An 18,482-nucleotide genomic window follows, 5' to 3' on the forward strand; every position below is an offset into this window, starting at 1 on the left:
TAACCGTGGAGAGTACAGGCGGTAGGGTTGTGGAAGTGAGTAATATTAATAATGGCGCGATCGCGACTAGCACTCTCACCAGCAGCGATTCGGCTACAGAAGGGATTTCTCTAGATACCGTTAGCGGGAATTTCGACATCAGCGACAGTACAATCACGATTGAAAATCCAGCCAGTAATGGTATCTTCGCCACGAATATCCAAGGAACAGCGACAATTTCAGCCAATCAAGGAAGTCAAATTACAAGTCAAGGAAATCAAGCCGGAATTCTCCTAACTGAAAGTACAGGTACGATTAATTTATCCGGTGTAACCGTGGAGAGTACAGAGGGTGCAGTTGTGGAAGTGAGTAATATTAGGAATGGCGCGATCGCGAACAGCACTCTCACCAGTACCAATTCCGCAACCGAAGGGATTTCTCTGGACACAGTTAGTGGAATTTTCGACATCAGCGACAGCACAATCACGATTGAAAATCCCACGAGTAACGGTATCCTCGCCACGAATATCCAGGGAACCGCTACAATTGAAGCCAATCAAGAAAGTCAAATTACAACAACAACGGCTAAGGCGGGAATCTTACTCGCTGAAAGTCCCGGATCAATCAATTTATCGGGATTGGAGGTAAACAGTAATACTGGTGCCGCATTAGTCGGGACTACTATTAATAATGCCACAATTTCAGATAGCACTTTTACCAGTATCAATTCATCAACAGAAGGAATATCACTTAACGGGATTAGCGGTACAGTTGATATTGGCAATAGTACGATCACGATTACTGATCCAGTTGATGGCATTAACGGCATATCCATTGGCAATGTCACGGGAACAGTGAATATAGCCGCCAATGAGGGAAGCCAGATCACTCAGGCAAATAAAGGAATTGAACTCACTGATTCTATGGGTGCGATCGCTATTTCTGGATTTGAGATTCGGAATACTGAGGATAGTGGCATTTCCGGAACCGATCTCAGTAATGTTACCCTTGCAAATAACCGCATTGAAGGGGCAACTAATGAAGGAATTTATCTAGCAGATACCGATGGACAAGTAACTATAGAGGAGAACACAATTCTTGATACCATTCCTGTTCCAAACCCTGACGCGAGCATTAATTTTGATTTTCCGACAGGTCGGGGAATTATGATTGAAAATGTTATGGGAACCGTTGAGATCATAGCGAACAACATTACTGGAACAGATGGTTTGGCTGCTGATACAGAAGAAGTATTACCTGGAGTAATTATTGAGACATTGCCAAGCGGACAAGGTATTCTGATAAATAATAGTACGGCTTCTGCGGATATAACCCTTTCAGATAATGTAGTTTCTGGCAACTTTGAAGATGCAATTCTGATAGGTTTAGGTATTTCTATAGACAATCCCCCAATTACTGGAAATCCCACAGTTAATTTGACAATTGAGGGGAATACAATAGAAAATAATGGCAGCAGCAATCCAACTCGCGGTGACGGCATTGGCATTGGTATTGAAGGTAATACCATCTTAGAAAATATTACAATTTCGGGAAATACAATTAGAAATAATGGTGATGAAGGAATCGACATTCGCCTTGGCTCATTGAATCTTCCATTATTTGCCAATTCCACGGCAGAAATCCAGGAAGCAATCATTCAAAATAATACCATTGAAAATAATGCTCAACAAGGTATTGAGTTTCAGCTATTTGATGAAACAAAAGTTTTCGCCAATATTTTAGAGAACACATTAACTACTCCTAACGACTCTATTGGCGTCAAAGTGACAACTGATAATAAGTCTGCATTTTGTTTAAACTTAAGTGATAATACTAGCAATACTGGTTTCACTTTAATTCAAGACCCACAAAATTCACAAAATCCACAACCATTAAGTATATTTGAAATTTTGAGTGAAACCCAAAATATCCTTGATGCGAACCAATCCGGGACGATTACCCTAGACACGCCCAATGGATTACCTTGTCCTTGAGTTTGTAGTCAGGGAACCTTAGCCCTAGATTTGTTTGGTTGAGCGAAATCGAAACCAAACCTACTGGACTGACACACCTTAATTGGTGGATTAGAATTGTAGGGGCGCAAGGCTTGCGCCCGGTTTAAACGTCAAAATTATCCCACTATCCCACAATTTTAGTTGTGTCAGTCCACTACAATTTATTTAATAGTCTATTGAGATAAATCACTGATGATTGATTACAGGTAACGTCAGCAACGCATGAGGAACAACTAACACATCCAACTCCTTTCCCAAATCAGCAGCCACCCTCGCTAACGCCTCATCCATTGTCGCGGCTGGAATCATTTTACAGGCTTCCACAACTTCTGGATAATCACTTCCAACAATAATCACCGAATTTTGTTCTAAAACCTTTGCCATAACAAACGCACGTTGTTGACCTGGTGGATACCCATGTTTACGCCCTTCCTGTAAAATCTGTTGTACAGAAGGAATATCTCGCATCGCTGCTAGAAAACGCTGTTCTCCTACTCCTTCACCTACGCCTTCTGGACATTGGGCGGGGATAATCAAATAACCGCCTGGACGCACAACCGGAGTCGGGGCAAAAAACAGATAACTCGCCGCACGACTGGCTTGATAAAGATTAGCATCTTTGGGAAATCCCACCCCGCCAATTACCACATCGTATTGCTGAGAAATCAAGACTTGATTAAAGGTTTTCGCTTGTTCGACCAGTCGCTTATGGGTTTCTATCGGTTCCCCCGCTAATACTGAAACAATCTGTTTTTGATCATCAAGAACCACATTAATAATAAATCCCAATCCCGCCCGCATCGCCGCCTCTGTCACCGCCTGCTGAAACGGATTTCCCTCCAGTTTACCCAGGCGACAGTTGGGATGATCGATAAACTTCGGACCATGACTATAGGCAATTAAGGGTTCTCCAGCCGCACCCACAGCAACGGTTTTACACCCACCCGAATAGCCAGCATATTGATGAGGTTCGACAATGCCAGTCGCGATGAGGATATCGGCATGATAAGCTACTTTATTAACCGATAAAGGGATACCGTTAATTACGCCTAAGTCTACTAACTGATCCGGGTTTTGCGGTTCATGGTCAATCACCCGATACCGATCAACCACCGCTTGTCCTAACTTCGTCACCTTTTCTGCCATGGTGCTAGGGCGATGCATACCAATCCCGCACAATAGGGTAATATCTTGGTCACGTACCCCTGCTTTTTCCAACTGCTGTAATATCGGTGGAATCAATACCTGGTCTGGACTATCGCGAGTAATATCCGTAAACACAATACAAACGCGATCGCCTGGATGTGCTAATTTCTCTAGAGGTGGGGAATTAATCGGGGTTGAGAGAGTTTGCGCGATCGCACCCTCAATATCCCTCAGGGGTTGGACGGCTTCAGACTTCACTAATGTCCCCCGCATCCCTGGCGGTAACTCAAAGTCTAGAACGGTTTTTCCGTAAGGAACTTGGTACATTTGTCATTTGTCATTTGGATTTGGTACAATTACTCAAATCGGTTCACTCAAAATTAAAAATAGAAGTCAAATCAAGAATAAATTCGGGAAGTACCGATTCTCCGGATAAACAGGGAGAAATTTGTTGAGTGGAGAAATTCAACGTTTTCACCTCTCGATCAGGACGATAAATTTCTGCTAAAGGGGTTTGGGGATCAAGTAACCAACCTAACCGTAAACCATTAGCAAGATACTCCTCCATTTTGCGTTGCAGGGGGGGTAGGCTATCGGTTTCAGAACGCAACTCAATCACAAAGTCTGGACACAGGGGTGGAAATCGGCGTCTATCGTCCGGAGATAACGCTTCCCATCGTTCTCGAATCACCCAAGAAACATCAGGCGATCTTTTAGCACCATTGGGTAATTTAAAAATAGTCGAGGAATCAAAGACATAACCGAGTCGAGTCTGACGGTTCCAGATTACCAAATCAGCATTTAAATCCGAATTTCTAATCCCACTTTCTCCACCCGTTGGCGGCATAATAATCAAGTCCCCTTCAGCCGTTAGTTCCATCCGATGTTCTTCATTTGCCATGCACAACTGATAGAATTGCTCATCGGTTAGAGTTACCGTGGTGGGAACATGCAAGGTTATGGCTTCCATGGCTGATCGGGAAAAAGCGTTTAAGAAATGAACCCAACCAGGGCGGGTTAGTGACGTTATCGGTTTTTGCTAAACCTTATCGGTAAAACCCGCCCCGACAAATCGGTTTTTCTGATATCTTGCACCGAGAGTCAGTAAGCCTTGACACCCGCCAAGAACTCAAGTTCTTGGCTAAAAGCACAAGTCGTCTAAAGACGACTACAATTCTTATCCAGTCAGCTCGATTCTGACTTTCGCTTGGGTTCCTTGGGTTTTAACCCAAGGCGGTTGGTGAGACTGGTGCAAGATATGAGTTTTTCTGGCTTTCAGCTTAAGTTGACATCAAAGCGGGGAATGTTACGATTCCACCTTTTCCTTTTTAAACTGTGGCTAATTCCGGTTCGGGACGCTTGCTATTGCGAATTCCGGTAATCGCCTTGGCGTAATCATCCTGCTTAAACACACCAGAACCAGAAACGATCGCGTTTGCACCTGCTTCCAAAACTTGCCAGGTGTTGTCGGCTTTGAGTCCACCATCCACTTCAATCCAGGGATCGAGTCCGCGTTCATCGCAGATCTGACGCAACTTGCGAATTTTGGGCAGTACGCCAGGAATGAAGCTTTGACCGCCAAAACCGGGGTTGACACTCATAATCAACACCAAGTCGCAGACATCTAGTACATAGTCAATCAACTCTAACGGGGTGGAGGGATTGAGAACCACACCCGCTTGCTTACCCAATTCTTGAATCTGAGTTAGGGTGCGGTGCAAATGGGGGGAAGCGTTATGTTCCGCATGAACTGAAATAATATCCGCCCCAGCTTCGGCAAAATCCTCAACATACTTTTCTGGTTCCACGATCATCAAGTGGACATCCAGAGGCTTTTGGGTAACCGGGCGCAGCGCTTTGACAATTAGAGGACCGATTGTAATATTGGGGACAAACCGCCCATCCATCACATCAACGTGAATCCAGTCAGCACCAGCAGCATCCACTGCCTGTACTTGTTCCCCCAGTCGGCTAAAATCGGCGGATAAAATGGAGGGGGCAACGACGATGGGTTTTTGGGATTGCGTTTGGGTCATAACTGGTTATAGTCTCCTAAGTCCTCTATTCTTGTTAAGTTTTATCCTAACAAAGTCTTTAACATTCCCCTAACAAAACCTGAATCGATAAATCTAATCCCCAAGCCACCGTCATCAATGGCATCAATCCCGATAAAAACGACTCCCAGGCTGCTACTCCAAACTTGGCAAGGGAGGGTTTGGCATAAACGTTATCATTAATAGCAATAGCAAGTGGCTCAACCCACCCCGATACCCTCAAAACTATACTTCAAGTTAGGAGAACCTGCCTTGGCTATGCGGTCGCTGATCAAAAAACTGGGATGGATGATTGGAGGTGTAGGACTCTCTACCCTGACCACCCCAATCTTAGCGTCACCGATTTCGATTGGAGAAGCTGGAATTGATGCGTTGCGACTCCATGCTCCCCCCTACAACTTGAGAGGTGATAAAATCGCCATTGGTCAGGTGGAAATCGGTAGACCGGGCTTATTTGGCGTTGATAAAGCTGTATCTTGGAATCCCGCGATCGCACTTGAGCGGGTTTTTTATCGCGATCGACCCGCGAAAGCCGATACGGATGTGGATACCCATGCAGCAATGGTGGCGGGTGTCATGGTGAGTAAAGATAAAACATTACCCGGAGTCGCACCAGGAGCCAGACTCTACGCTTCGGCTGTCGGTTCCCCAATCCGCAGTGGACAGCCGGAAGAATGCCTGTCCTCCCAGCATGTTGCTCTGCAAAATAGTGGTGATGTGCGGGCAATTAACTTTAGTTTTGGTGAATCCCTGCAACGAGATGCCAGAGGATCACAAGCGGCGCTTGATGGCAATGCCCTGTTAACAAAATGTATTGATTGGTCAGCGCGGACTCATAATGTTCTCTACGTCATTGCAGGCAACCAAGGCAAAGGTGGCATTCCCATTCCCACTGATCACTATAACGGGATTACCACTGCCTATACCACCCAAAGGCAAGGACAATTTGCCAAGGTAGACTTTGCCAACTTGAGTGATCTGCCAGAGGGAATTGGTCGGCGTTTAATTCAACGGGAAATTAACCAGGGAACTCGCCGTGCGATTAATTTAGTCGCACCAGGAAGTCGTATTTTAGTCTACGACCTGGATGGAAAAATTGTCGAAGTGAGTGGGACAAGTTTCGCCGCGCCTCATATTACCGCCTCAGTCGCCCTAATTCAAGAATTTGGCGATCGCCAACTCAACGCCAATCAACCCCAATGGACTACCGATTCCAGACGCCATGAAGTGATGAAAGCGGTGTTACTTAACTCCGCTGACAAAATCCAAGACGAGGGGGATGGGTTGCATCTGGGAATGAGTCGCACCCTATTGAGCAAAGATAATTACACTTGGGTAGAATCGGATGCTTATCTTGATGCCAAAATTCCCATAGATATGCAAATGGGAACCGGACACCTGAATGTTTTCCGCGCCTATCAACAATTTAGTCCCGGTCAGTGGGGAGCAACGGAAGCTGTACCGCCTGTGGGTTGGGATTATAGTTCAGTTAAGGCTAAATCGTTTCAGGATTATGTCTTAGAAAAACCTTTAAAGGCAGATAGTTATGTGGCGCTGACACTGGCGTGGGATCGTTTCGTTGAGTTAAACGATGAGAATGGAAATGAGGTGTATGATGTTGGCGAAAGTTTTCGCGATCGCGGTTTGAATAATCTCGACCTTTATTTGATACCTCTTGATGAAAATGATACCCGTAAAAGTGCCTGCGCTTCTGTAAGCGAAGTAGATAGTGTGGAACATATATTCTGTCCCGTTCCGGCTTCAGGTCGCTATAAAATCCGGGTTCAATATCGTCAACAGGAGAATGAAGACTCTCAACCTTACGCCTTAGCCTGGTGGACAGTACCGGAACGATAGAGTTTTGAAGCATAGCGCATCTGTAGGGGCGGGTTTCACAACTATCTTTGATTCCCTCACCTAGATGTGAATAAACCTGCCCCGACCGAGTTTTAAATTCTCCTGCTCGACTCTGTTTTTGCTACGATTTGAAGCTATGCGCCTTATTTGTTGCTGGAAATACAGATGGAATCAGTAATATCAGAACATATAGACATTACTCCCGGTGTATGTGGCGGGAAACCCCGCATTGCTGGACATCGGATTAAAGTGCAGGATGTGGTGATCTGGCATGAACAAATGGGACTTTCACCGGATGAGATCATCTCACACTATCCAACCATCACCTTAGCTGATGTGTACGCTGCCTTGGCATATTATCACGATCATCGAGAAGAAATTAGACAGCAAATTCGAGAGGATAAAGCGTTTGCCCAACAATTACAGGCAAAAACATCTTCTTTAGTTCAGCAGAAATTAAGGAATCGAAATGGCGTAAACAATTCGGTTCCACTTGGATAAAAATATCAGCCATGCAATCGCTTTGTGACATTAGGGTTGAGAATATAGAGCAGTCCAAGCAAATTGAGCGGATTCCCATTGTTAATACTAAATCCGGGTTAGCTACCCCCGTTATCACCAAGTCCGCGCAGGCGGACTTTGTTTGTGTAGCAGCGATTTCAATCGCCGCCTCAAAAAGGGGTAATACAATCGCCGCCTCAAAAACGGATAATACAATCGCCTCTTTAAAAGGGGTAATAAAGACAGATTTGGTATAATTTTGCTAGGCGGGTCGCCCCTACACATACTGATCACCTGCTGATTCGTTACAGCACAAGCGATGGTGAAAGCCCTCGCGATTCATCCGAGGGATGAAACCGAATTTCGACAGGCTCAATTGCCGCGATGCGTCCAGCAAGCGCAACTTTAGTTGCGAGTGCTAACCAGCTTATGCTATGATTTTATCGTGAGCTTAAAACGATAAAATGATTGTCTACGAGGGTAAACTAAAAGGCAAAGACTACCAGTACAGAAGGCTTGATGAAGCCATCCGTACTGGTTTGTTTGTCCGTAACGCTTGCCTTCGCTATTGGGAAGACGGTCATGGAAGGTGTCGCAACGACTTATATAAGTATTGTACAAGTCTTGGTAAAAACAAAGAGTTTCCTTGGGCGGGAAAACTAAACTCTCAAGCTCGACAAGCCATGTCCGAGCGCACCTACGCAGCTATTTCAAGATTCTTTGACAACTGCAAAAACCAGATCAAAGGAAAGAAGGGCTACCCAAAATACAAGAAAAACCGTCCTAATCATGGATCTGTAGAGTATAAGACATCCGGCTGGAAACTATCAGAGAATCGTGATCACATCACGTTCACCGATGGATTTAAAGCCGGAACGTTTAAGCTTTATGGAACTCGTGACTTGAACTACTATCAACTCACCCAAATTAAACGAGTTAGGGTAGTACGTCGTGCCGATGGATACTACGCCCAGTTCTGTATTGACCATGACAGGACTGAAGATAGGACTCCAACAGGTCATAACGTGGGGTTGGACGTTGGCTTAAACCATTTCTATACTGACTCAGATGGTCAAACGGTTGATAATCCGAGATTTCTGAGGAAATCAGACCAAGCACTGAAACGACTTCAAAAGCGAGTATCCAAGAAGTTTAAGAAAGGTCAGCCACAATCTAACAACTACAAAAAGGCTAAACAGAAGTTAGCCAAAAAGCATTTAAAAGTCAGTAGGCAGCGTAAAGACTTTGCAGTAAAGACTGCATTGTGCGTAGTCCGGTCTAACGACTTGGTAGCTTATGAAGACTTGCAAGTGCGGAATATGGTCAAGAATCATCACCTGGCTAAATCAATTAGTGATGCAGCTTGGTCTGAGTTCAGACGCTGGCTTGAGTATTTTGGCAAAGTATTTGGTGTAGCAACGGTTGCTGTTAAACCTCACTACACCACTCAATGTTGTTCTGATTGCGGTTGCATTGTAAGCAAATCTCTCTCAACGAGAACACACCAGTGTAAATGCGGGTTTGTTTTAGACCGCGATTGGAATGCCGCAATAAACATACTCAAAGAAGCACTTCGTACTGTAGGACATACAGGAACATTCCAGGAATACTGGATAAACGCTTCGGGACAACTCGCCCTCTTTTGTATTGATGAGAATCAATACTCTAAGGTGGTTGGATGAACGAAGAATCCCCCGTGTTTTCAACCGGGGGAGTGTCAACAAAACAGCAACCTGTGGAACACCTTGAACCCAAATCGGTCATCCTTAAACAGAACAGGGGTTATCGAGGTATACTAATGAATCAAAAGACACTCCGTCGCACTGGGATTATCGCCGCAGGTATCATTTTTGCCGGATTTATGGCAGGATTAATCAGCCAAAAAATCAATGCCCAAAACTCCCCAAACCCTCAAAAGCCAGAGTTAACCACACAGCAACCTAATCCGTCTGTGAATACCCAAATTGTTGAAGCCAATACCAAATTTGGATTTAAATTATTTTCTGAGATTCTTCAGGAAAATAGCAATAATAACGTTTTTATCTCCCCAACCAGCATCGCGATCGCGCTAGCCATGACGTACAATGGTGCAAGCGGTGAAACCCAAGCGGCTATGGCAAACGCCCTAGAACTTCAAGGGATGAGTCTATCAGAGGTTAACCAGGCAAATGAAGCCTTAAAAACTACCTTAGAAAACGCCGACTCGGATATTCAGCTTTCCATCGCCAACTCGCTTTGGGCAAGACAAGGCGTCTCATTTAAACCCGACTTCCGGCAACGCAATCAGGAATTCTACGAGGCTCAAATAACTGACCTAGACTTTGCTAACCCTGAAGCTAAACGTGTCATCAATAACTGGGTTAAGGAAAATACTAACGGCAAAATACCGCAAATTATTAGCGAAATCCAACCCAATGATATTCTCTTTTTAATCAATGCCATCTATTTTAAAGGCAACTGGATGGAGCAATTTGACAAAGAGCAAACAGTAGAGCGTCCTTTTTATTTAGTCGATGGAACTCAGAAAGAACACCCGATGATGTCTCAATCGGGAGAGTATCAATATTATGAAGATGACACAGTACAAGCCATCAGCTTACCTTACGGTAAAGGACGCCTAAGTTTCTATGTCTTCCTCCCGCGTGAAAATATAAGTCTAGATACCTTTGAGCAGCAACTCACTCCAGAAAAATGGCAACAATGGATGAATCGGTTCGGTAAACGGGATGGCTCAATCGTACTACCGCGCTTTAAATTGGAGTACGAGATTCAACTCAACGAAGCCCTAAAAGCTCTAGGAATGGACGTTGCTTTTGATGATCGGGCTGATTTTTCTAATATGACGGAAGAAGATGTCTTAATTAATCAAGTCAAACATAAAACCTTTGTCGAAGTGAATGAAGAAGGCACAGAAGCCGCAGCAGCGACTTCTATTGGCATGGTTCTCACCTCTGCGGCTATTCCCCAAACCCCCTTCGAGATGGTGGTTGATCGTCCCTTTTTCTGTGCGATTCGCGATAATCAAACGGGAACAATTTTATTCATGGGTTCCATTCGAGAACCCAAGTAGAAACCAGAACTATCAATGTAGCTTGCTAAGTAAACCTTTGAACCCGTTTTAACGGGTTTAAGCTTTAAGCCAGAACTTTAGTTCTCGGCTCAAGGCTCGTACCATCCAGGTTAAAGTTGTTATTTTTGGATAAATTAGAATAGGGAAATACTCGAAAGCGTAATCAGGACGAGGAAATAACAATGGGAACAGCAACTCTTATCCCAGACAAGTTCTCACTGGATGACTTTATGGTCAATCCTCCTGAGAAAATGGAGTGGGTAAATGGTCAACTGGTGGAAAAAAACGGTATGACACTCAGACATGGCAAAATTCAACTGAAGCTAGGTCGCTACTGGGACGATTACAAAAAGTCCAGTGGTCAAGGTGGAGAGGTTTATACTGATGTGCCTTGTTGCACCAATCAGCAGGGACGTTCTCCGGATGTGGCATATTTGACCCCAGAATTGGTGGCGCAGTTTGGCAATGTAGCTACATTGCCTCAAAGTTTTCCCTTATGTGCTGAGATTGTTTCGCCAACGGATATAGCCGAGACGGTGTTGCTCAAAGCCCAGGAGTATTTAGAGTCGGGGGGTGAAGAAGTTTGGCTGGTGTTTCCGGAGAGTCGCTGGGTGATGGTGATGACGGAAAATCAGGGGTTGATGTTTACATCGGGTCAACAGGTGAGTACCCAGAAAGCCTTACAGGGTTTTACCGTATCTGTGGATGAGTTGTTGGCGTAAGCTGCATCCTTTCCCATCCCCTCATGTTTCTCTATACACTATAGAAGTAGGCAGTTTGCCAGCGTCACTCGTATCCTAGAAAAGGGTTCTTGCGTACTTAAAGGAGCATCAGTTATTATGCCGGACTTGAGAAATCTGTTTCAAAGAGCGTTTTATCTGGGCGTTGGTTTAGCCTCGTATGCTAGTGAGAGAGCCGGCGGAACAATCGGGGAACTGCGAACTCAAGCTCAAAAGCTGGCGGATGAACTGGTTGCTCGTGGTGAAATGACCACTGAAGAAGCTCGCAAGATGGTTGATGATATGGTGCAACAAGCTCAACAGCAGCAGCAATCGGCTCAACCTCCGCAACCTGAGAAAACGGGAACTGAACCCCGCCGGATTGAAATTATTTCTGACGACGAGGAGCAAACCGCTAGCGAAGAGCAGAATATTGACGCCATGCGCCAACAGGTTCAGGCGATGCAAGAGGAACTACGTCGGCTCAAGCGGGAATAGTGGCTCAGAGTAGTAGATAGCTTACGATTCAGGAGACGCTATGTAGAGACGTGCCATGGCGCTATGGTGAGCGGGGGAAGAAAGAGAATCACCGAGTAAACGGCGTCTACTACGGGAAAAGGTGTAAATTTAATGTACGACAACTTAATATAACGTGCTTGACTGTTGTAGTCAGCACAAAGGATTCGACTCAATCCCTCATAATTAGCTATGGTTGTACTATCATGGATGAAACTGAGAACCCCTGCGTTTTAACCAGGGTATGAAAGTTTGGCTCAGGTTTTAACCTGACGTTTTAGGGTGTTATTTTTGGCTAAATGATATACAATAGAAAGCAATAAAGGAGGTGATTAAACTGTATCGAACTATCCCGATTAAAGCTAAGTTTACGGATGAAGAAAAAGCGTACTGGATAGATCAATGTCAAAATGCCAATAGTCTAATTAATTGTGCAATTTATCACACTAGGCAGAGTCATTATCAGTGGAGGGAAAAACAGCCCAACGCTCTGGCTTTTTATTGGCTCGGCGATGAGTTTCGGTGTGGCTGGAAGCTTTACAGGTGTCGCACGACTTACCCAGAGCTAGACAGGCAGCTCAAGCTTAACCCACATTATAAGGCGCTAGCCGCTCAATCTGCACAGCAAACGCTGAAGTCTGTAGGGGAATCAATTAAGAGTTATAACAGCTTGGTTGACGCCTATTATCAGGGAAATGTTAATCGTCCATCATTGCCTAAGTACAGAAAAAAAGGTGGCTTGGCGGCGGTAACTTTCCCTAGGCAGGCTTTAACTTACAAAGACGGATGTTTTCGCCCATCCATTAGTAAAGAATCCAAGCCTGAATTAATCACTCAGATTGAGTTACCATTGCCGGAGTTCATTGATTCAGATTGGGTAAAGGAAGTGGCGATTCGCCCTTATCTTGGTGAACTTTGGATTGACTGGGTAATAGATGATGGAAAGAAACTCATTAAGTTTAATCCAAATCTGGATTACTCTCAAGCCTGGGGGTTTGACCACGGTGGCACCAATTGGTTAACCGGAGTATCAACTCAAGGGAAAAGTCTAATTGTTGATGGGCGCAAGCTTAAGTCAATGAATCAGGGGTATTGCCGCTTGGTTACTAAGTATAAGCATGGCAAGTCCGAATTTTACTGGGATACCAATTTAGACCGAGTGCAATGCAAGCGAAATAAGAAGGTGCGAGATGCCATTAACAAAGCGGCACGATTCATCGTTAACCGATGCTTGGCTGACGGGATCGGTAATCTGGTTATTGGCTGGAATGAGGGACAAAAAATCAGTCCCCAGATGGGTAAACGGGGGAACCAAAACTTCATGCCCATTCCCACGGGGAGGTTAATTGAACGCCTCAAGCAGCTTGCAGGAGAATATGGGATTGTATTGACCTTGACCGAGGAAGCTTATACAAGTCAAGCATCATTCTTGGATGGTGATTCATTACCGAAATACGGTGAAAAACCCGAAGGATGGACACCATCAGGTACAAGAGTGAAACGCGGGTTGTATAGAACATCTGACGGTCAGCTAATTAATGCTGACTGCAACGGTGCAGCCAACATAATCAGAAAAGTAGCCACACAGCTAGGGGTAAACCTAGCCAAGGTGGGTAGAGGCAGTTTGGCACTGCCAAAACGATATGACCTGTTTACTAATTTGAAACGATCATATCGTGAGAAATGTGAAGCGACAGTCTTTCAAGCTGTCGCTTCACATCAGCTCAGAATCCTCTCTCTTTTAAGGAGAGGAGATGTCAACCTAAACAAACACCCCCTTAGCCATGACCTTGACCTCTAGCTAAGTGAGGATTTGCCCAACTCGGAGTTTTTTCTATCCGTTTCCCTATGGATGAGTGGTCTAAAAGTTTTTTGGAATCCCTAGAATCATTGGTAGATGTCGTCGATGAGGTTGTCGTGGAAGTCGCGGACATCATCGAAGACTTTGCTGAAGAATGGCAAAATACCATTGGTGCAGAAATAGATAAATGCTTAGAGGATATCTTTGAACCAATTATTGAGATCTATTTAGAGTTAGAGTATGACGAGATAGATATGACGACGGATTCGGACATGGGCTTTACCTATCCCGGAGATCCGACGCCGGAACGACATCCTGCTTGTATTGGTTGTCGTCATTACCATGGTCAAGTCTATGGCGGAAATTTATTAGTCTGTGGAATGCATCCCTATGGTTGGGATGGTGAGAATTGCCCAGACTGGGAATCAAATCCTTCAAGCTATGATGACTTTAACCCGTTTTAGCGATTCCGGTGATAGGTTTCCCACGTCTGACCTCTCTGGAAAACGTAGGTAATTGTACTAGGTTATAGGTAAAAAACAAAAAACAAATCATCCTCTTCGCTGCTTATGACTTATCCCCCAACCCAGAACTCTGTTGTCTCAGATGCACAACCGATGAAATATGGCGAACGTGCCATTGCTGAAGGACAGCTAATCACGTTCCCTAATCCTCGGATTGGGCGTCGCTACAACATTGATATCATGTTGCCAGAGTTTACCTGTAAATGCCCATTTTCTGGCTATCCCGACTTTGCCACTATCCATATCCGCTACATTCCCAATGATCGGGTGGTAGAACTCAAAGCGATTAAACTGTATATCAATAGTTTCCGCGATCGCTATATCTCTCACGAAGAATCCGTTAATCAGATTTTGGATGACTTTGTAGAAGCCTGTGATCCTTTAGAAGTCACTATCAAAGGCGATTTTGCCCCACGAGGGAATGTACACACCGTCATCGAAGTCCAACACCAGAAAGAGGAGAAGCAGAAGAAGAAGAAGAAGAAGAAGGGGAAGAAGGGGAAGAATTAGATCCTTGACTTCTTGAAGAATATAAAAGCATCAATTACGATTTTCCGGATTCGTTGGTTCTCCTGATAACTCTGGTGAGGCTGAAGGAGGTGGAACCAACTCTGGAGTCAGTGGAGAGGGTGAGGCGGGTGAGACAGGAGATACAGAAGGCGTGCGGAATGCCCACCAAATTGCTAGGATAGCCGCGATCGCACTTAAGGCGGCTCCTATCTTAATTAAGGTGTATCGAGTCTGGGGTTGAGTCTGATCATCATTATGAATCATGAGTTTAGGATTTGAGTCTCTTACCTACCCAAACTAAACCAACCGACTCAGCCAATGAAACTGCCTACAGATCCATTTAACGGGAAATGGGAATTTCTGCACCGTTTTTCAATTCCAGGGTTTCTGCGGGCAATACTGGCGATTCACAATGCAAGGAATTTACCCGCTTAGGTGTCAGAGTTGACGCTAAAACTTGGGCGGTAACTTGAGCAACATCCTGTTGAACACAATAGATGAGTCGTTCGCGCAGATCAGGCATAACCGCTAATGCTCTTGTCCAATCTGGAATCTGAGCGCCTACTGGATCATTAAAATACTGTTCACCTGCGTGCGAAATAACCTGTTCAAAACATTCGATCGCAATCTCTTCTTGGTGGCGATCATAGGACAAATCATTGAAGCGAGCATCGATAAAATACTTACGAGTGAAGCTTTGAGCTTCCCGGCGGAATTTGACGCGCAGCGCATGGATATGCTCCCTGGTAATCACCACCTGTTCCGTTTCGGTTAAGGTTCGCAGGATGGAACGGAAAATATCGCGACACATTTTTTGCAACCCCGAATTCACATCTTCACCCAAGGGTTGATGTTTGTGGTCAAAAATACCTAAATCAATTTGAGCAATGCGTTTAGATGGCATACTGCGATAGACTTCGGCAAGTAAGCCAATTTCTAAACCCCAATTTGCCGGAATGCGCGTGTGTAGGGCTAAATCGCTAGTCAAGGCAAATTCACCAGCTAGGGGGTAACGATAAGCACTCAGGTAGCGTAAGTAGTTCTTTTCACCGAACACCTCCTTTAACACATTAAGTAACGGCGCAATAAACAAACGCACCACTCGCCCATGAAAACTCTGGGGATAATTGCTTAAACGGGTATAGTAGGCTTTATTAAAGTCAATGCCGAATTCCTTATCTAGCAGGGGATACAGCAGTTTGAGTGGATAGGAGCAGTCATAGGTAATAATATCAGCATCATGGAGTGCGATCGCATCAGCACTCAGAGAGGCGACGCCTAAGCCTAACCAAACCGCTAACCCCTTACCCTTATACTTCAGTAAATCCAGCCCCCTCTCCTGCACATCGGCTAGAAGCTGAGTAACTCGTGGACCATTTTCCCAAATAATTAGCGTAGTTTGCGGTAGGGTTTGAAAAAATTGTAAGGTTTTGGCATAATCAGTCACCGTTGGCGCATTCACACAAACGATAACCGTCTTGACAAACTCACAAGTAGCCAGATGATCGCGAATTTTAGTTAACGCGGGTCGTTTGAGTTCCTCGTAAAGCGCTGGAATTAAAACCGCCGTGGGAGATTCTTCACTGAAGCGGGTCAATCGGGTTACAAGCGCATCCAGATTACAGCCAAAGTCATGAATCGTTGTGATTAATTCTTGCTTATAGTCCATCAGACTGATGACACCTCTGCACAACCGTTTGATTATTCAATTAATCTGAAAATTATGCTGTGATAATCTATACAAATTGGAAACAGGGAACAGGGTTCGTAGGTTCGTAGTAGGCACTTTAGTTCCATAAACCTGAGGGGGTGACAAGGGACTTGAAGGTACTACTGGGTGTCGGGTGTCGGGTGTCGGGTGTCGGGTGTCGGGTGTCGGGAAAAATTGAACTTTACTCAGTCTGATATCCTCCCGACAAACTATTTCCCAATGATCTGTTTGAATGTTATGTCGCCGTCAAGCCAACTGGTCAACTCTTTTGAGTCACGCATCAAGCCGCTACTAGAAGTCATCTATCCAGAGACTGATATCGAGCAACTAGCGGCTCACTTATTACAATTGTTGCACCCCCACTGTTGCGATTCAGGAGCGGAAAATCCCAATAAGTGGAATGAACAGCAGATACTACTGATTACTTATGGCGACAGTATCTATCGTCAGGGTGATCAAAAACCATTGGTGAGACTGAAACAGTTTCTCGAACACTATCTTCAGGATACAATAACTGGCGTTCATATTTTACCCGTTTGTCCCTACAGTTCCGATGATGGATTTGCCATCATTGATTATCTGCAAGTTAATCCAGAATTGGGTTCCTGGGAAGATATTCAAACCATTGCCCAACCCTTTGATTTGATGCTGGATTTAGTCCTGAACCATGTTTCCAGTAAAAGTGCCTGGTTTGAACAGTTTAAACAGGGACTTAAACCGGGGTGTAATTATTTTATTGACGTTGACCCAACGACTGATTTATCGCAAGTAGTGCGTCCCCGAAGTAGCCCGTTATTAGTCAAAGTGGATGCCGTAAACGGCGAAAAGCATGTATGGACGACGTTTAGCGACGACCAAATTGATGTCAATTTTGCCAATCCTGATCTGTTGGTGGAGTATGTCAAGATTCTGTTATTTTATGTTGTCAATATTGGCGCTAAATATATCCGACTGGATGCCGTGGGATATTTGTGGAAGCGCATCGGGTCATCCTGCATTCATTTACCCGAAACTCACGCCCTGATCCGACTACTGCGAGAACTGTTACAACTCGTTGATCCAGCGGTGGTAATTATTACGGAAACCAATGTGCCGAACCGAGAAAACTTAAGTTATTTTGGTAACGGAAATGAAGCGCATATTATTTACAATTTTAGTTTACCGCCGCTGTTGCTGAATGCTTTACTTCAGGGAAAATCCGATCATCTAAAAACCTGGATGATGAGTATGCCTCCTGCACCAATGGGTTGTGCCTATTTGAATTTTACCGCATCTCATGATGGCATTGGTTTGCGTCCGGCGGAGGGCTTGCTGTCGGATATCGAATATGAGACGTTACTCCAATGTGTTACTCAATTTGGCGGAGAAATTAGCTATCGCCGTCAACCCGATGGGACGGAAACTCCTTATGAAATTAATATTGCTTTATTTGATGCCCTGAAAGGAACCGTAAAGGGAGAAGATCACTGGCAAATTCAGCGTTTTATCTGCTCACAAACGATTATGATGTCCTTAGAAGGAATTCCCGCATTTTACCTTCACAGTCTGCTAGGGACGGGTAGCGATCGCGCTCTGATGCAGCAGACGGGTAGAAAGCGCTCAATTAACCGCCATCGCTGGGATATGGCGGAACTTGAGGGGGAGTTAGAACAGGTAAACTCACCTCACGCGATCGTGTTTCGCGAATTGTCTCGATTGATTCAAATTCGTCGCCGTCAGCAGGCATTTCATCCCAATGCAACGCAATATACACTACATCCCTCAAATCAGGCACTGTTGGTATTTTGGCGACAGAGTATGAAGCGAGATCAGAGTATTTTCTCGATCCATAATTTGAGCGATAAGCCCCAAACATTACCGTTATTGGAATTAAATTTAATTGCCACGGATGAGTGGTGTGACTTGATTAGTGGAAAAATTATTCCCGATATCCATAATACGTTTACGCTACAGCCTTACCAATCAGCGTGGATTACCAATACGTTTGGCAGCGATAGTTAATTGAGAATCGAAGGCATAAGTGAGGTACTCCAGATCCCCGACTTTAGAATTGTCTCCACCTACTTACCACACACCCTC

17 protein-coding genes are annotated in these 18,482 nt (G+C 44.7%); 11 read left to right on the forward strand and 6 right to left on the reverse strand.

Features of this window, described 5'->3' with window-relative positions:
- The coding region (locus RIG66_RS32595) for a beta strand repeat-containing protein (protein ID WP_446384074.1) at nucleotides 1-1,973 on the forward strand (1,973 nt) is incomplete at its 5' end.
- Between the two features lie 207 nt (nucleotides 1,974-2,180).
- Here the strand turns inward: RIG66_RS32595 and larA are convergent.
- The 4 genes from larA to RIG66_RS32615 form a co-directional block, all read right to left on the reverse strand.
- A complete protein-coding gene (larA, locus tag RIG66_RS32600; RefSeq protein WP_446384076.1) occupies nucleotides 2,181-3,467 on the reverse strand; it encodes a nickel-dependent lactate racemase in 1,287 nt (428 codons plus the stop codon).
- A 43-nt stretch (nucleotides 3,468-3,510) separates the two neighbouring features.
- Nucleotides 3,511-4,110 carry a Uma2 family endonuclease gene (locus tag RIG66_RS32605; RefSeq protein WP_446384078.1) on the reverse strand — a complete coding sequence of 200 codons (600 nt, stop codon included), beginning with the start codon at nucleotides 4,108-4,110 and terminating at the stop codon, nucleotides 3,511-3,513.
- A 358-nt stretch (nucleotides 4,111-4,468) separates the two neighbouring features.
- Nucleotides 4,469-5,176, reverse strand: coding sequence for a ribulose-phosphate 3-epimerase (gene rpe, locus RIG66_RS32610; protein ID WP_446384080.1), 708 nt, complete (start codon nucleotides 5,174-5,176; stop codon nucleotides 4,469-4,471).
- A 58-nt stretch (nucleotides 5,177-5,234) separates the two neighbouring features.
- On the reverse strand, nucleotides 5,235-5,417 hold the full coding sequence (locus RIG66_RS32615; protein WP_446384082.1) for a hypothetical protein: 183 nt from the start codon (nucleotides 5,415-5,417) through the stop codon (nucleotides 5,235-5,237).
- A gap of 65 nt (nucleotides 5,418-5,482) precedes the next feature.
- On the opposite strand from RIG66_RS32615, the gene RIG66_RS32620 reads away from it, so the two are divergent.
- The 9 genes from RIG66_RS32620 to queF all read left to right on the forward strand — a co-directional run bounded on the left by RIG66_RS32620 (nucleotide 5,483) and on the right by queF (nucleotide 14,692).
- The gene (locus RIG66_RS32620; RefSeq protein WP_446384129.1) at nucleotides 5,483-7,051 is read left to right on the forward strand and encodes a S8 family serine peptidase; all 1,569 of its coding nucleotides are present in this window, start codon (nucleotides 5,483-5,485) and stop codon (nucleotides 7,049-7,051) included.
- Between the two features lie 165 nt (nucleotides 7,052-7,216).
- Nucleotides 7,217-7,552 (forward strand): DUF433 domain-containing protein, encoded by a 336-nt coding sequence (locus RIG66_RS32625; protein WP_446384084.1) that lies wholly within the window; start codon nucleotides 7,217-7,219, stop codon nucleotides 7,550-7,552.
- Between the two features lie 464 nt (nucleotides 7,553-8,016).
- On the forward strand, nucleotides 8,017-9,234 hold the full coding sequence (locus tag RIG66_RS32630) for an RNA-guided endonuclease InsQ/TnpB family protein (RefSeq protein WP_446384086.1): 1,218 nt from the start codon (nucleotides 8,017-8,019) through the stop codon (nucleotides 9,232-9,234).
- Nucleotides 9,235-9,350: 116 nt separating this feature from the next.
- Entirely contained in the window at nucleotides 9,351-10,622 is a 1,272-nt protein-coding gene (locus tag RIG66_RS32635) for a serpin family protein (RefSeq protein ID WP_446384088.1), read from the forward strand.
- A 182-nt stretch (nucleotides 10,623-10,804) separates the two neighbouring features.
- Nucleotides 10,805-11,344, forward strand: coding sequence for a Uma2 family endonuclease (locus tag RIG66_RS32640; protein ID WP_446384090.1), 540 nt, complete (start codon nucleotides 10,805-10,807; stop codon nucleotides 11,342-11,344).
- A 117-nt stretch (nucleotides 11,345-11,461) separates the two neighbouring features.
- Nucleotides 11,462-11,839, forward strand: a complete 378-nt coding sequence (locus RIG66_RS32645) for a hypothetical protein (RefSeq protein WP_446384092.1) — start codon at nucleotides 11,462-11,464, stop codon at nucleotides 11,837-11,839.
- A 355-nt stretch (nucleotides 11,840-12,194) separates the two neighbouring features.
- Nucleotides 12,195-13,658 (forward strand): RNA-guided endonuclease InsQ/TnpB family protein, encoded by a 1,464-nt coding sequence (locus RIG66_RS32650; protein WP_446384131.1) that lies wholly within the window; start codon nucleotides 12,195-12,197, stop codon nucleotides 13,656-13,658.
- A 47-nt stretch (nucleotides 13,659-13,705) separates the two neighbouring features.
- Nucleotides 13,706-14,122: a hypothetical protein gene (locus RIG66_RS32655; RefSeq protein ID WP_446384094.1), complete on the forward strand. Its 417-nt coding sequence runs from the start codon at nucleotides 13,706-13,708 to the stop codon at nucleotides 14,120-14,122.
- 105 nt (nucleotides 14,123-14,227) lie between these two features.
- Nucleotides 14,228-14,692: a preQ(1) synthase gene (queF, locus tag RIG66_RS32660; RefSeq protein ID WP_446384096.1), complete on the forward strand. Its 465-nt coding sequence runs from the start codon at nucleotides 14,228-14,230 to the stop codon at nucleotides 14,690-14,692.
- A 30-nt stretch (nucleotides 14,693-14,722) separates the two neighbouring features.
- On the opposite strand, the gene RIG66_RS32665 is transcribed toward queF, so the two are convergent.
- Both RIG66_RS32665 and RIG66_RS32670 read right to left on the reverse strand, forming a co-directional pair.
- The gene (locus tag RIG66_RS32665) at nucleotides 14,723-14,956 is read right to left on the reverse strand and encodes a hypothetical protein (RefSeq protein WP_446384098.1); all 234 of its coding nucleotides are present in this window, start codon (nucleotides 14,954-14,956) and stop codon (nucleotides 14,723-14,725) included.
- A gap of 76 nt (nucleotides 14,957-15,032) precedes the next feature.
- Nucleotides 15,033-16,361 carry a glucosyl-3-phosphoglycerate synthase gene (locus RIG66_RS32670; protein ID WP_446384100.1) on the reverse strand — a complete coding sequence of 443 codons (1,329 nt, stop codon included), beginning with the start codon at nucleotides 16,359-16,361 and terminating at the stop codon, nucleotides 15,033-15,035.
- A 279-nt stretch (nucleotides 16,362-16,640) separates the two neighbouring features.
- Here RIG66_RS32670 and RIG66_RS32675 point away from each other — a divergent pair, with 279 nt between their 5' ends.
- Entirely contained in the window at nucleotides 16,641-18,404 is a 1,764-nt protein-coding gene (locus tag RIG66_RS32675) for an alpha-amylase family glycosyl hydrolase (RefSeq protein ID WP_446384102.1), read from the forward strand.
- The last annotated feature ends 78 nt before the right edge of the window (nucleotides 18,405-18,482 follow it).

The sequence above is a fragment of the Coleofasciculus sp. E2-BRE-01 genome (assembly GCF_040221695.1).
In the GTDB taxonomy this organism is placed as follows: domain Bacteria; phylum Cyanobacteriota; class Cyanobacteriia; order Cyanobacteriales; family Coleofasciculaceae; genus Coleofasciculus.